The 14,923-nt window shown below is 41.1% G+C and carries 14 protein-coding genes; 6 read left to right on the top strand and 8 right to left on the bottom strand.

Annotated features, from left to right (window positions below; all coding sequences use genetic code 11):
- Positions 1-20: 20 nt before the first annotated feature.
- The gene (locus tag CLV57_RS08880; RefSeq protein ID WP_100340945.1) at positions 21-308 is read right to left on the bottom strand and encodes a YciI family protein; all 288 of its coding nucleotides are present in this window, start codon (positions 306-308) and stop codon (positions 21-23) included.
- A gap of 123 nt (positions 309-431) precedes the next feature.
- Between CLV57_RS08880 and CLV57_RS08875 the strand changes: the two genes are divergently transcribed.
- From CLV57_RS08875 to CLV57_RS08865, 3 genes are all read left to right on the top strand, one after another.
- Positions 432-1,616 carry a galactokinase gene (locus CLV57_RS08875; protein ID WP_100340944.1) on the top strand — a complete coding sequence of 395 codons (1,185 nt, stop codon included), beginning with the start codon at positions 432-434 and terminating at the stop codon, positions 1,614-1,616.
- On the top strand, positions 1,616-2,152 hold the full coding sequence (locus tag CLV57_RS08870; protein WP_100340943.1) for an RNA methyltransferase: 537 nt from the start codon (positions 1,616-1,618) through the stop codon (positions 2,150-2,152). The genes CLV57_RS08875 and CLV57_RS08870 overlap by 1 nt, the downstream gene beginning before the upstream one ends.
- A gap of 82 nt (positions 2,153-2,234) precedes the next feature.
- Positions 2,235-2,921 carry a hypothetical protein gene (locus CLV57_RS08865; protein WP_100340942.1) on the top strand — a complete coding sequence of 229 codons (687 nt, stop codon included), beginning with the start codon at positions 2,235-2,237 and terminating at the stop codon, positions 2,919-2,921.
- Positions 2,922-2,924: 3 nt separating this feature from the next.
- On the opposite strand, the gene CLV57_RS08860 is transcribed toward CLV57_RS08865, so the two are convergent.
- Genes CLV57_RS08860 through CLV57_RS08850 form a run of 3 tightly spaced genes read right to left on the bottom strand, consistent with a single transcriptional unit; the run spans position 2,925 to position 5,238 of the window.
- Positions 2,925-3,563, bottom strand: a complete 639-nt coding sequence (locus CLV57_RS08860; RefSeq protein WP_100340941.1) for a uridine kinase family protein — start codon at positions 3,561-3,563, stop codon at positions 2,925-2,927.
- On the bottom strand, positions 3,556-4,461 hold the full coding sequence (locus CLV57_RS08855; protein ID WP_100340940.1) for a DPBB and LysM peptidoglycan-binding domain-containing protein: 906 nt from the start codon (positions 4,459-4,461) through the stop codon (positions 3,556-3,558). Before CLV57_RS08855 ends, CLV57_RS08860 begins: the two co-directional genes overlap by 8 nt.
- Positions 4,462-4,482: 21 nt before the next feature.
- Entirely contained in the window at positions 4,483-5,238 is a 756-nt protein-coding gene (locus CLV57_RS08850; RefSeq protein ID WP_100340939.1) for a DUF4905 domain-containing protein, read from the bottom strand.
- Between the two features lie 96 nt (positions 5,239-5,334).
- Here CLV57_RS08850 and CLV57_RS08845 point away from each other — a divergent pair, with 96 nt between their 5' ends.
- Positions 5,335-5,814 (top strand): Dps family protein, encoded by a 480-nt coding sequence (locus CLV57_RS08845; protein ID WP_100340938.1) that lies wholly within the window; start codon positions 5,335-5,337, stop codon positions 5,812-5,814.
- 72 nt (positions 5,815-5,886) lie between these two features.
- Here the strand turns inward: CLV57_RS08845 and dnaB are convergent, their stop codons facing one another.
- Positions 5,887-7,440: a replicative DNA helicase gene (gene dnaB, locus CLV57_RS08840; protein WP_100340937.1), complete on the bottom strand. Its 1,554-nt coding sequence runs from the start codon at positions 7,438-7,440 to the stop codon at positions 5,887-5,889.
- A gap of 274 nt (positions 7,441-7,714) precedes the next feature.
- On the opposite strand from dnaB, the gene rlmB reads away from it, so the two are divergent.
- Positions 7,715-8,473 carry a 23S rRNA (guanosine(2251)-2'-O)-methyltransferase RlmB gene (rlmB, locus tag CLV57_RS08835; RefSeq protein WP_100341355.1) on the top strand — a complete coding sequence of 253 codons (759 nt, stop codon included), beginning with the start codon at positions 7,715-7,717 and terminating at the stop codon, positions 8,471-8,473.
- Between the two features lie 3 nt (positions 8,474-8,476).
- On the opposite strand, the gene CLV57_RS08830 is transcribed toward rlmB, so the two are convergent.
- The 3 genes from CLV57_RS08830 to CLV57_RS08820 form a co-directional block, all read right to left on the bottom strand.
- The gene (locus CLV57_RS08830; protein ID WP_100340936.1) at positions 8,477-9,745 is read right to left on the bottom strand and encodes a DUF1501 domain-containing protein; all 1,269 of its coding nucleotides are present in this window, start codon (positions 9,743-9,745) and stop codon (positions 8,477-8,479) included.
- Positions 9,746-9,749: 4 nt separating this feature from the next.
- Positions 9,750-11,606 carry a DUF1800 domain-containing protein gene (locus CLV57_RS08825; protein WP_245856909.1) on the bottom strand — a complete coding sequence of 619 codons (1,857 nt, stop codon included), beginning with the start codon at positions 11,604-11,606 and terminating at the stop codon, positions 9,750-9,752.
- Positions 11,607-11,687: 81 nt separating this feature from the next.
- Entirely contained in the window at positions 11,688-14,144 is a 2,457-nt protein-coding gene (locus tag CLV57_RS08820) for a TonB-dependent receptor (protein ID WP_245856906.1), read from the bottom strand.
- 84 nt (positions 14,145-14,228) lie between these two features.
- On the opposite strand from CLV57_RS08820, the gene CLV57_RS08815 reads away from it, so the two are divergent.
- Complete coding sequence (locus tag CLV57_RS08815; RefSeq protein ID WP_100340934.1) at positions 14,229-14,882, top strand: metal-dependent transcriptional regulator; 654 nt, start codon at positions 14,229-14,231, stop codon at positions 14,880-14,882.
- Positions 14,883-14,923: the final 41 nt, after the last annotated feature.

Below are 14,923 nucleotides of genomic sequence, written 5' to 3'. Positions count from 1 at the left end.
TTTTTAAACGGCCCTTGTTTTTATAATTCTGCTACCCTGGCGGTTTTAACATCAACGGTTTCCCAAATGCCCTGCGTAACATAAGGTTCATTACTTTTCCAGGCCTCTAATTCCTCCTCGGTGTTAAACTGCATTATCATTACTGATCCAACAGCATCGCCCTTTTCATTCAGCATAGCCGCGGCTGATATAAGATTACCGGCTTGCTTTGCAGCACGGGCATGTTCAAGGTGGTGCGGCCTCACGTTTAAACGGCGTTGCACTGCTCCTTCGTCAGTATGATCGTATCCAGTTACAATGTATTGCATAAATTTTTGATTTAGTGAATGGAACAAAGCAACACTTTGCTGTGTTTTTTATTTAAAGCAATATTAAACTAAATAGTGTAATAATTACAATATTTGCCTGCCCAATAAAACAGCTGCATAAACATGGATCTTTCAACTAAATTTACCGAAATATATCAAAAGCAAGCGCTCAACGCATTCTTTGCGCCAGGGAGGATCAACCTGATAGGCGAACATATTGATTACAATGGCGGCCTGGTGCTGCCGTGTGCCATTGAATTTGGCACAACACTTTACACCGCCCCTAATAACGATAATGTAATACGCCTTAAAAGTTTAAACTTTGATGAGGTTATAGAAATACCATTACAGAACGGCTACACCAAACAAGGCGACACCTGGTACAATTTCCCGTTGGGTGTGGCCGATTATTTTATTAAAAATGGCCATACGCTGCAGGGGCTTGATATGCTGTATTACGGCAATATCCCAATAGCTTCGGGTCTGTCATCATCAGCATCAATAGAAGTAGTTACTGCTTATGCTTTTAATGAATTGTTTAACGCCGGATATTCCAAACTCGACCTGGTGAAATTTTCAAAATCTGTGGAGAATAATTTTATTGGCGTAAACAGCGGCATTATGGACCAGTTTGCGGTAACCTTTGGCGAGAAAGATAAAGCTATGGCCATTAGCTGCGATACACTCGACTACAACCTTGTGAGCGCGCAGTTAGGCGATTATGTTTTGGCCGTGGTAAATACCAATAAGCCACGTAAACTGGTGGAATCAAAGTATAACGAACGCGTTGAAGAATGTGCGGCGGCTTTAAAAGCTTTCAGGCAGCGCTTTGATATTGAAGATCTTTGCGATATAGACGCGGCAACTTTTGCAGAAAACGGCCACCTGATAGCAGACGAAACAGTATACAAACGCGCTCAACATGTTATACTGGAAAATGAACGTGTTAAACAATCTATACAAGCATTATCACAGAACAAGCTTGCGGAATTTGGCCAGCTGATGTATGCATCTCATCAATCATTACGAGACTTGTACGAGGTAAGCGGCATTGAACTGGACGCCGTGGTTGATTACAGTAAAACTAATCCAGACGTAGCAGGAGCCCGCATGACCGGAGCCGGATTTGGTGGTTGCGCTATTGCTTTAGTTAAAAAAGCAGGGTTTGATAATTTTAGCAAAGAAATAACCGCTTATTACACCCAAAAAATCGGTTACGCCCCTACTGTATATCAGCAGAATATTGGCAATGGTGTTGGATCAATACAACTATTGTCAGTACCTAAACAAAATACGGATAGCCTGTAATGCGCAAATTAAAATTAGATGAACTGAACCGTCCGTCAGTTGCGGAGTTTAAAGAACAGGAGAAACTACCCGTAATTGTGGTTTTGGATAATGTGCGCAGTATGCACAACATTGGCTCTATATTCCGCACCAGTGATGCTTTTGCGGTTGAGCAGATATGTTTATGTGGTATATCAGCACAGCCGCCTCACCGTGAAATTGAGAAAACCGCGCTTGGCGCTACCCAATCTGTCGACTGGACTTATTATGCCGAAGTTGAAGAAGCTGTTAATCAACTTAAAAATAACGGTTATAAAGTTATAGCCATTGAGCAAGCCGAAAGCAGCACCATGCTTAACGAATTTATTCCGGTTGAAGGCGAGAAATATGCCCTTGTATTTGGCAACGAGGTTAATGGTGTAAGCGATGAAGTAATGAGTAAAGCTGATGGCTGTATTGAGATACCACAATTCGGCACAAAACATTCCTTTAATATCGTGGTATCTGCAGGTATAGTGCTGTGGGACTTTTTTGCCAAACTTAATCTTAAGTCGTAGCAGACCAATCAATTACACGTTTTATTGGCCGTGCCTTTTTTAAAGGATATATTTGCGCCTGCACCAATTGTGATGTATTGATATGAAAAAGGTACTTTTTGCTTTATTAGTTGTTTTATCTGCCTGTAGTTCAAACAAACCAACCGAACCTTACAGCATAACCAACGTAGCAAAAACACCTGAAGGCGCTAAAATGGATGTACAGTTGAAGGGCAGATTGACGAGGCAACAAATGTTGGACATTGCCGGCAACATCCGAAATGACAGTTCACATTATGAGGCGCTTGATTTACAATTTTTGTTGCCGGGTAACAGCTACAAAAATTCAGGTGGCATAATCGTTTATGCTATGGCTGGTTACCCTAAGCCAGGAATTGTAACCGCTAAAGATACTGTACGCGATTATGATAATAAGATATTGAACTTTCAGCTTATAGGCTTTACCCCTGAGGCCGCAAAACACCTTTTATCGTTAAGCCCGTCTGAAATGGCAGGCAAACCGGTTTTAGGAAAATTTATTGATGATGCCGCCGGTACCATCAGTATAATTTACGATGACAAAAAAGACGGACAATACTATATTATTGAAATGGATGCTGACGGAAATATTGTATCAAAAATACAACCGATGGCCATAACACACAATGGCATACAAAAGCTGATAGTAAGCCAGCGTGGCGATTACATGACAGTAAAAGACAGTATACTTACCATGTACAGCATTGACGATCCGGAAAAGCCATTTAGAAGCGTTAAGGAAGGTATTTAAGCATTACTCGCCGAATACCGTTCTTCTTAACTCAACAGATATTTCTTCTGTCACCTTTTCTATATTCTCGGTAGTATTGGTGTTGTTGATGATGATCTTGTGGCACTCTTCCTTGTAAGGCAATAAATATTCATTATAAGCCGGCACAACATGATGAATCCATTTATACATTACATCATCATTAGAATAGCCGCGCTCTAACAGATCCCGTTTCAATCGGCGCTCTAAGGCTACAGCCTCATCTGCATCAACAAAAACTTTCATATCCATTAACTCGGCAATGCCTTTAAAATGCATAATAAACAGTCCTTCTATGATCAATATCGGCGCCGGTTTGATCTCGAGCATTTTCGGAGTGGCATTTGGGTTATTAAAGGTATATTCCTTTTTATAGATTACTTTACCATTAATTAATTGCTGAACATCTCTTTCAAATGCATCAGCATCAATGGTACGTGGAAGGTCAAAGTTATATAACTTATTTTCCTCAGGCGTCATGTTATGAGCCACGGGTATATAGTAATCATCCTGAGATACTAAACATACCTCATCTGTGGTAAAATGGTCAAGAAAACGGTTTAAAAAGAAAGTTTTACCCGAGCCGCTTCCACCGGCAATTCCAATAATATATGGTTTACTCATTAGGAACGCCGTAGCTAATGTTTACCTGAACTCGTTTATCTAAAGCACCAATTGAATCGGACACGTTTTTAGTAACAACTATAATGGCACCCTTAGTGGCCTCGCTTTCTGTAAACCTTCCAACAACTTTGGCAAAAGTAGTTTTACCGGTCATGGGGTTAGTAATTTTTATAACAGTGCCCACAGGTGCAGTAGCATGAAGCGCCAGTTTTTTTGAAGGATCCAAACCTTCATCGGTCATTGATACGGCTATGCCTTTCTCTGCTTTCTCATACAAGCCATATCTGTTGGCACCAAATTTAACGGCGTTGATGCTATCCTGTGCATTGGTGTAAACGTTAGAGTCTCTTTTAGCAATAACAGGCTGTGGTGTGGGAGGTGGCGTGGCAGAATTTAACTTAACTTTCAATAATTGCCCCACAACCGCATTGCTTGACGGCAGATTATTCAGTTTAACAATGTCGTCAACTGTAGAGTTAAAACGTTTAGCAATAGAATAGAGTGTCTCGCCTGCCGAAACTTTGTATTGCTGCACATTAGGATCAGAACTGGTGCTTGCCATAACTGTTGAAGGTGTAGCAGCCTGAGGTGTTGATGTTGCTACAGGAGCTGTAACTACCGGCTGAGATGTTGGTGCTATAAACGGCAACTCAGTTGGAACTTTAACAAGGCCTCCTACTCTTAAAGCCACATTGTTATTGAATTGCTGGATAGTTTTGGGACTAACATTATATTTTCGACCTAAAGAATAATAAGTTTCCTTAGGGTCGAGTTTGTGCAAAATAACCTTTTTACCATCCAGGTTCTCTACACCAATAGAATCAACCGGAGCGGCAGCAAATAATCTGGCCGACAGGGTTAATATAGGCGCAGTCAACAACAGTATTTTAAACTTCATAATATTTTTACTATCAGGCAATTACAAATACAAAACCTTCAATTCAGTCTTGTTTTTTAAATAGATCACCCGGTTATTAAACAAAATAAACGCCTCGGGCTGCATTTTTTGTATGTTGTTATTTAACAAATCTTCGTACACTAATTCGTCTTCCTTCCACACATACAAATGCTGGTTAAACATCCCATCCAAAAGCGTGTGCAAAGATACAATTATGTATTTATTGAAGGCAACATAATCCAAAACGTGATTATATGACGCAACCGGTAGCTTAAAGTTTAAACTGCCTACTGTTTTCTGCTCCGGGAATATGATGTTATTGAGGTATTGCTTGTCTTTTGCAGCATCATATAATCGCAGGTTAGCACCTGTGTTAACATCAGTTAAATAAAGTTTTCGGGGCTGGAACTGCGGAGCGTAAGTTACAGGGCCATCTAAACTTAAATGATCAAAAGCAATAGCGTAATTACTCCATAATTCTGAACCATCCTTAGCAATTGCAATAATTCCTTTATGAACAGGAGAGTTTTGCGACTGATACCCATGCAATAATAACACGCCATCATAGGCAGCTTCAATACCCACAAGCCAACGCTCCGGAGTACTGATATTCTCAAACAACGTATCTCCGGTGTTAAGATCAAGGGAAGAAAATGATACCGACTTATCTTCGGTTTTGCGCAACTCGAGATAAATTATACCTGTAGATTCATCTATTTCTATTCGCCATATCTGGCCATTAAATGCTTTACTGATGGATGGTAAAAGCTGCGTCATATAAATACAAATATGCTCTTATTACTAAAAAGAATAATAGTTTTATTAAACAAAACATGCGTAAAGCCTGTTCACATCACAACAATTGAAAACATTATGGACGCTAAAGAAATCAGCCTTACCGAAAAAGCAGTAAAACCCGTTGTTGATCATTTAAATGATCTGTTGGCAAATTATCATATTCACTACCAAAAATTAAGAGGTTGCCACTGGAACGTAAAAGGGAACAACTTTTTTACGCTGCACATTAAGTTTGAAGAACTATATACACAAGCTCAGTTAACTATTGATGAACTGGCGGAGCGCGTGTTGACGCTTGGGAAACCTCCTGTGAGTACTTTTGCAGAATACATTGAGATATCTCAAATTAAAGAAGTTAATACCATCGGCATGAAAGATACCGATATGGTGAAAGCTATTATTGAAGATATGGCCAAGCTAATTGAGCTGGAACGTGATATAATGGAAATTACCGAAAAGGCAGGCGATGACGGCACCAATGACATGGTGAACAAGTTTATGCAGTTTAAAGAAAAAAACACCTGGATGCTGCGTTCATTTGTTAATGAGGACTAACTTATTATAGCTTTCGTTAAACAACAAAGCCACCTCATGGGTGGCTTTGTTGTTTAACGTTTATTTCAATAATTAAAAAGGTGGTTCATCTTCCAGATCATCCATACGAGATGGGCGAATGATAAAATTATTAGGCTTTTCAAAGCTATCAGATGGATTCAAGCCTGCAAACGGATTATTCTGCTCAAAGCTATCCATACTTTGATCCAGATCCTGAAACTTAACATATTTACCCACAAACTTCAGGCGTACCCGGCCTGTTTCGCCGTTACGGTGCTTTGCTATTATTACCTCACCAACGCCTTGCGTTGGGTTATTATCTTCATCTACTTCCAGTCCGTAGTACTCAGGGCGGTAAAGGAACAATACCATATCCGCATCCTGCTCAATTGAGCCCGACTCACGTAAATCTGATAACATTGGACGCTTAGAGCCACCAGGACGATTCTCAACCGCACGGCTCAACTGCGAAAGTGCAATTACCGGCACGTTTAACTCCTTAGCTACCGATTTAAGCGCGCGGGAAATACTACCTATCTCCTGCTCGCGGTTACCGCCCTTGCCATCACTCTTACCATGCATCAGCTGTAAGTAGTCAATGATGATGAGTTGGATATCATGCTGTGATTTTAAACGGCGGCATTTAGCCCTGAACTCAAAAATATTCAAAGCCGGGGTATCATCAATAATTATAGGCGCTTGCTCTAATCTGCCAACTTTTGAGTGGATCTGCTGCCACTCCCACTCTTCCAAAGTGCCTTTTCTGATCTTTTCCTGTTCTATTTCTGTCTCGCCCGAAACCAAACGATTAACTAATTGGATAGACGACATCTCTAACGAGAAAACTACCACTGGTTTGGCAAAATCAACGGCGGCGTTGCGTGCACAACTCAATACGAATGCTGTTTTACCCATTGCAGGGCGGGCAGCTATAATAACCAGGTCAGACTTTTGCCAGCCTGAGGTCATTCTATCCAGTTCAGTAAAGCCCGATGCCACACCTGTAAGTCCGTCCTTTTTATCTTTAAGCGCCTCAATTTCCTTTAACGCCTCGTTCAAAATATCATCCATTTTACGCGAGTCGCGGCGGAGGTTATTCTGAGCAATGTCAAATAGATTTTTCTCGGCTTTATCTAACAGGTCAAGTACATCGGTAGTATCTTCGTAAGCTGTATTGATGATCTCGGTTGAGATCCTGATCAGCTCACGCTGTATATACTTTTGAATAATGATACGCGAGTGATACTCAATGTTAGCAGCAGATGCTACACGATTGGTTAACTCCGTAATGTAATAAGCGCCCCCAATCATCTCCAACTCGCCTTGTGAGCGTAGTTGGGAGGTTACAGTAAGAATATCAACAGGCGATGTTTTTTCAAACAAGGTACGTATGGCCTGAAATATTTTTTGGTGATTATCGCGATAAAAAACTTCGGGTTTTAAAATATCAATAACAGACGATAACGCGTCTTTTTCCAACATTAAAGCTCCTAATACAGCCTCCTCTAAATCAGTAGCCTGAGGGGGCAATTTACCCATTCCGGCATAAGGCGAAGGGTTGGATATCCTGCTCCTTCTGTCGTTGGCACTGGCTTTAAAATTGGAATTTTCGTTCTCAAAAATCATGTATCAAAAATAGGATAAGTATGCTAACATTAGGTTAACACACGGAAAATAAAACCTCGTTTTTAGTATCATTACAAACGATTTTAATTAACACCTATTGTTAACAACTTGTTGAATAGTGAAATTTCGCTTTGATTATCAATAATTTAATTAGATGTTGATAACGTTTTTAACATGTTAACCATTGTTCAAATTGGTGTGTATAGTTACTTCAATAAAGGCTTAATCAATTAATATAGCTACTTTTGTATTTCAGACAGTTATATAAAAAATGATGTTTAACAACAGGGAGAGCAGAGAAAGCAATCAAATGATTTTTGGTATACGTGCGGTGATAGAAGCCATACGTTCGGGCAAGGAAATTGAGTCACTTTATCTGCAACGTGGTATTAGCGGCGGTTTAATATCAGAATTAAAAGAACTGTTGGACCAGTACAACATCACCGCTCAAATGGTGCCTGTTGAAAAGCTTAATCGCCTTACTCAGAAAAACCACCAGGGCGCGGTTGCGTTTATTTCACCTATTATTTACCAGCGGATAGAAGACATTATACCGCAGATATTTGAAAAGGGCGAAACTCCGCTTATACTAATTTTAGATTCGATTACCGATGTGCGCAACATGGGCGCTATTGCCCGTACAGCCGAGTGCAGCGGCGTACACGCCATAGTGATACCTGCAAAAGGCTCGGCACAGATCAACCCCGACGCTATTAAAACCTCTGCGGGAGCGTTATATAAAATACCAGTTTGCCGCCATAATGATTTTATGCAAACCGTTAAGTTTATACAGGAATCGGGCCTGCAATTGGTTTGCTGCACCGAAAAAACCAAAGAATATATTTACAAACCTGATTACACCGTGCCTACTGCTATAGTGATGGGATCAGAAGAAGACGGCGTACGCAATGAAATCATCCGCATAGCCGACCATCTTGCTAAAATACCCATGCACGGCGAAATTGAGTCATTAAACGTTTCTGTAGCAACAGGCATCATACTTTATGAGGCAATAAGGCAGCGGTTAGATTAACAACTACCCGCGCATCACACCTATTTGATTCCCTTTCCAATCAGGGAACAGTATACGGTCGTTTTTTAGTTTAAGGTGCTTATCTGCCACTTCGCTAAATACCGCTCTAAAATCTGTGGTAACAGCCAGGTCGCGGCCGTCTTCCAGGTTTTCTATAGCTAATGGCTTAACATTGCCATGCACCATGCCGCCATTTACATCATTCCCTAAAATAAAATTGCATGATGCGCGGCCATGATCTGTACCGCCGGTACCGTTTTGCTTAACTGTTCGGCCAAACTCTGTCATGGTCATTACCGTAACATCATCCTGATACAGCTCCATATCATTCCAAAATGCAGCGATACACGCGCTCAGGTCTGCAACATTGCGTGCGAACAGGCCTTTATCAGTTCCCTGGTTAAAGTGGGTATCCCAACCGTTCGATTCTGTAAAAGCTACCTCCAAGCCAACATCCATTTTAATGAGCTGGGCTATTTGCTTTAACGAATTACCCAACGCGGTATTAGGGTAAATTACATTATTTGCGGGTTTGTAGTTTTTAATATCTGTTTTCTGCAACATCTTTATAGCATCAAAACTTTCCTTGCCGGTATTTTTGAGCAATGATGATGTTGTTTGCTGATACAGATCCTCAAAGCTTTTAGCTGCTGTGTTTGCACCACCGGGATTACCACGCATCTGTATGGCAAAGTCCTGCAAATTACTTACTGCCAGAGCCGGATTATCGCCGTAAAATGAACGCGGCAGGGAGGATGTTAGGCTTACTGCCTGAAACGGTGTCGAATCATGCCCGAGCAAACCTACCGCCCTATTGAGCCAACCGCTTGATGTACCCTTGTTAAATGGTGTTCCCGACTCAATATAATCCTGCGCATCAAAGTGTGAACGTGTATTATTTGGCGAACCGATGCCATGTACTATTGCTAACTGCTTTTGTTTATACAATTGGGCAAAAGGTGCCATTGATGGGTGCAAACCAAAATGCCCGTCAAGATCAATAAGCGGATCAACGTTTCCTCCTTTAGCTGCCGACATAAATAAAGTTGGCCGAGCTTCTTTCAGATAATTATCAGTAAAAGGTGTAACTGCCATCAGCCCATCCATTGCGCCGCGCTGAAATATGCATACCATCACCTTTCTTTTTGAATATAGCTGACGCGATTTTTCGCTCGCCACCGCTTCTGCCAGAAAGCCGGGTATACCCCCCATCAGGCCCACGCCTAACAAAGCAAGACCTCCTGATTTAATAAAACCTCTTCTTGATACCATTTTGTTACCTCCTTTGAAACTCAGGTGAACCAATAATAATCCCAACAACCTGTGCCAGCATGGGGTTGTTTTTCAGCGTACTTACCTGGCCTGTTTTATGCTTTTTACTATTATCATCACCAGGTATCATTGAATTATTTACGCTGTCTGCCGGCGTTGCTTTAGCCGCTGCTGCCGCCACCTTTTGTGCCAGATCAGTTTGACTTAACATGGGTGTTAACTGTTTAATAGTAGCACTCAGGTCGCGCTCCGGCATAATTATTTTGCTGTAAACAGATAATGCAGCTTCCGCACTTTCGGGCTCCCGATTATAATTTAATGCTGCCAGATCAATTTTTAAACCCGGAATACGACCGGAAGCCAAAGCCAAACCAAAATTCATCCGGGTAAGTAAAGCGCTACTATTTATCCAATATTGCGCTTTATCTGGGAAACCCGTTGGTGCCTGATAAGCGTAAATGCGCTGTCCCATTTTGTTGGCCCAATTATATAATTGATAAGGTTGATCTATTTCTGCATTCAATGCCCTAACCGAACTGATAGCCAACTCAAACGGCGATTTTGTTTTTTCCCTGAGCGAAGCACTGCTCCAAAACTCTGGAGCAGAAACCATCGTGATCAATACCTCCCGTATATTGCCATTGCTCCGATTAAACGTTTTTTCCATTTTGGCCAATAAACTTGGGGGAGGATTATCGCTTACAAACCTCACAGCCAGTTTTTTTGTAATAAATTTTGCAGTTGACGGATGGTGAGCCAGCATCTGCAACAGCTTTAAACCATCGTTGTAGCCGCCATTAGCCGGAAAATGTTTTCCTAAAACAGTTTTCTCACCATTATCATGCCTGTTAGGCGTAAACAAGAAATCGCCTTCGTGTACAAAACCTCGTTGCGGCAGTTTATCTTCGCCGATACGTTCCACCAATTTTTCAACTGCGCCGCCATTACCATAAGCTCCCATGGGATAAACGGTCCATCCGGTTAAAATTCTTGCAGCCTCTGTAACATCTTGCTGGGTATAGCCGCCATCTACGCCAAGGGTATGTAACTCCATAACTTCACGAGCATAATTCTCGTTAAGTCCGGCATTTTGCTTTGCCGGTTTTTGCATAGCAACATTGCGCATCAGTTTTTTATCAGTCTGATCATTACTGCCAACACTGCTAAAATTATCCAGGTAATACAGCATAGCCGGAGATTTAGCTGTAGCTAAAAGCAAGTCAGAAAAATTACCTGTTACATTGGGCCGAATGGCATCACGCTCATAACTGACTATGAATTGTGCACTTTGATTTTTTGTTAGCGAAACATTAAAGTGATTGAACCAAAAATCAGTTAATACTTCATGCAACTGATTTTTACTGTAAGCCGCACACAGCACTTTTTGACTAAAAAGCTGCCTTAGCAGCTCCTGTTCAGTTGATAAGCCATGTAGCTTACGATAGTTATCTAAGGCATCCCTGTATTCTTTACGATCAGTTTTTACCGAGTCTTTGTTCAAAACGCCGTCTTTCACTGCCATGCGTAACAAAACAGCATTTTTTGGATATTGGGCTACGATATCTTTATTAGAAAGTTTTAAAGCATCATATTTATTTAGCAAACCGTTAAGCGAATCATCAGGCAAGCTGCCATCCAACTGCTGCATGAACCATTTCTCTATTCCGGTTTTTACTACCTCATCTATCTGGCCTGGCGTGGCGCCATAGGTAAACCTGCTTAGCAAATGTGCAGCGGCCTGCCTTTCGGTTAATCCGGCTTTTTTGTAAGGGAAGGCTACCTTACCATCGTTTTGGTGAAAAATTGTGAAAGCTGATGCAAGCGTAAAAATGCCAATAAGAAAAATAAGAACGGAATACATGCTGACTCTCATCACATTAACGTTTAATATGATTATGACAACATAGAGAGCTATTAGTTTAATTTCATTACATCAAAGATTTTAGAAAGGCACTGTTAACCTAAAACTAATGTTTCTACCCATGTTGTAAATGCCATACCTGCCGTTTGGCGAGCTTTGATAATATTCGAAGTACTTTAAACGATTTAAATGTGACTGATAGGCTTTATCAAAAATATTGTCGGCCATTACTGTTAGGTCAAATGCTGTATTGCCATTTTTATTTTTTACCGTTACACCTGTGCCCAAACTAAACAAAGCGTAACCGGGAGTAGCCGTTTCTGTATTATCAGCAGCGTAGAACCTGTTTTGGGTCGCATACATATCGGCAGCAGCCCTAACATAAAAGCTATTGAACGTTCCTTTTACCTCCGACCTGGCATGTAGTGGTGGAATAAGCGGCAAGTATTCAGCATCGGTTCCTTTTGCATCATTGCGCACACCTTTTATGTATGCAATGCTATTGTTAAAGTTAAGCCATTTGAGTTGGTCAGGATGAAGGTTTAAGGTTAATTCTGCGCCATATAAGCGGGCGGATGCCTGCTGGTACTGATAGGTTGTATTTCCCGGAACAATAATAACCGGGTTGCCGTTTGCATCCGTTAATTTAGATTGAAAAATATAATTGCTGATGTTGTTATTGAACACCTCAGCAGATATGTCAGCATCTTTTAAATAGGCCGAAAAACCCAGGTCCTGCTGCATGCTAAACTCAGGACTGAAATTTCTATTACCTAAATATACAATATGCGCACCGGGGTCGAGCCCATTGGAACCTATTTCAGTAATATTTGGCGCACGGTAACCTCGGGCTATATTAGCTTTTAATAAAATGCGCTCGGTTAAGCTGTAGGTAATACCCGCACTACCTGATATGCCAGTGTATGTTTTATTAAATGCCGGGAACTGCAACGGCGCTCCAGCGGCGATATCAGCAGCGTTGCCTCTGCGTTCAAAACCTGTAGCAGGGTCTATGCCTACGTAAAAGTCGTTCCAACTTATGTGGCGATTATCATAACGTAATCCACCCAAAACATTAAATAAACCGAATTTCTTTTTCACCAAAACGTAAGTACCGGCATCAAACAGGTCATAATCAGGTATAGGGAAAGCAGTGCCATTTTTACTACGATTGCCTTGTAACATACCGTTAAAACCTAAAGTACCCTCCCATCCGTTTATAATTGGCAGATTGTATTTTACGTCATAATTAAAGGTATTCAATACAACAAATAACCCTGGCTGGGAAGGCGCGGTGGGGTGGTTATACTCCCTGCGTACGCTTTGTTGTACAGCGAACAAACCATCTATACTACCTTCTCCAACATTAACCACACCATGCGTGTAAATTCGATAATGTTGAATGTGCTGATACAAGGGTGCTATTTTGTAAGAGTGCAACTCCTCGTCACTTACTACCGGGCGGTTGGTTATATCATCCAGATCTGCTTCAAAAACCTGCTTGGTAAACCTGCGGCTAAACTGCTCGCGGCTACCGTCTGGTATCTCCTGTTTATTATCATACAAGTTAGCTGCTATTTTAAACTCGCCCCATTGCTTGTTAAGCTTAGCCATTGCAGAAAGATTGAGTTCCTGAAAACCTGTGTTATAAACAAAACCATCAACACTGTTGCGGTAATCGTGCGCGCGTTTGTAGGAAGTACGAAAGTTATATTTCCAGTCGCCACCACGATAATTTAGGCCTAAAGATGAGCCTACACTCCCATTATTGGTATGTGCCTCGCTGCTAAAGTCGCCATGCAGTTTGTTATCCTCCTTATAGATCAATTCGGGAATGAGATTGATAACTCCCGCCAATGCGTCAGAACCATACCTTAAACTTGCCGGACCCTTGATTACTTCTATCCTGCTTATACCAAACTGGTCTATCTCAATACCATGCTCATCGCCCCATTGCTGGCCTTCCTGCCTAACGCCATCATACAGGGTTAAAACTCTATTGTAGCCTAAGCCTCTAATGAATGGTTTTGAAACGTTAGGGCCAGTTGTTACAGCACTTACACCCGGTACGCCGCGTGTTATAGCATCAATAATATTGCTGTTAGCCTGGCTGTTAATAGCTTTGCTGTTCATTACTGCAATGGGCACAGGGTTGGTTTTGATCTGCGTGGCCCGGGAGACACCGGTAACCACCACCTCATCAAGATTAGTTTCGATTGGAGTTAATGTGATAGATAGTTCTAATGGACTGCTGGTCACCTTAATACGTTGCCTTATAACATTGTATCCGATTGCGGAAATCTGCAGCTCATGCTCACCAGGTTTGATATCACTTAACTTGAAATTGCCCTTTTCGTCTGTTTTAGTACCGTTTGTTGTGCCGATAACTTTTACAGTTGCAGAAGCAACCGGTTCACCTTTAGCGGAAACAGAACCTGATACAACGCCACTCTGAGCTTTTAATAAATAAGGACAAAGTGAAAGCAGAACAACACAAAACCTAAAAAACATATTTAACTTTTCTAAATAAAAATACATTACAAATCAAATAAATAAAATTAGGTATACCTAATTTTATTTAACTAAAAATATTTTATTTAGTTTTGGGTTTACCAAAAAAGAATGAATACATTATCAGAAGAAAATTATTTAAAGGCTATTCTTAGGCTTTCGCAAAAGTCGGATGAAAAGATAACCGCTACTGCCATAGCCGAAGCATTGGGTAATAACGCTGCCTCAGTTATTGATATGATAAAGAAGCTGAGCGATAAAAGCCTTATTGAATATGATAAAAAGAAAGGTGTGAGGCTAACGCCTCAAGGACTCAAGGACTCTATCCTGATAATGCGCAAGCATCGTTTATGGGAAGTATTTTTATTGGAAAAACTGGGCTACCACTGGGATGAGATACATGATATTGCCGAAGAACTGGAACATATCAGCGATGCTACTCTCGCCGACAGGCTGGATAAATTTCTTGGCTTCCCGGAATATGATCCTCATGGAGACCCCATACCTACCGCTTCGGGCAAGCTTCCTAAAACTTATACAGTAAGTCTCGCTAATGCAAAAACAGGCGCAATCTGCCGTGTTGCCGCTGTGAGAGATACCAGTACTGCCTTTTTGCAATACCTTGTTAAATTAGGAATAGGTATTAACTCGCAGATAAAGGTGGTAGAAAAAATTGATTATGATGGGTCTTTGGTGATCAAAATTAATGAAGGCGATAATGTAACTGTATCGCAAAAATTCAGCGAAAATATTTTGATCAGCTAAGCCTTTTACTCATGATGGATTAGAGTATCATCCACAACAGG

The sequence above is a fragment of the Mucilaginibacter auburnensis genome, from assembly GCF_002797815.1.
Taxonomy (GTDB): domain Bacteria; phylum Bacteroidota; class Bacteroidia; order Sphingobacteriales; family Sphingobacteriaceae; genus Mucilaginibacter; species Mucilaginibacter auburnensis.
This window is presented reverse-complemented; position numbering and strand designations above follow the sequence as displayed.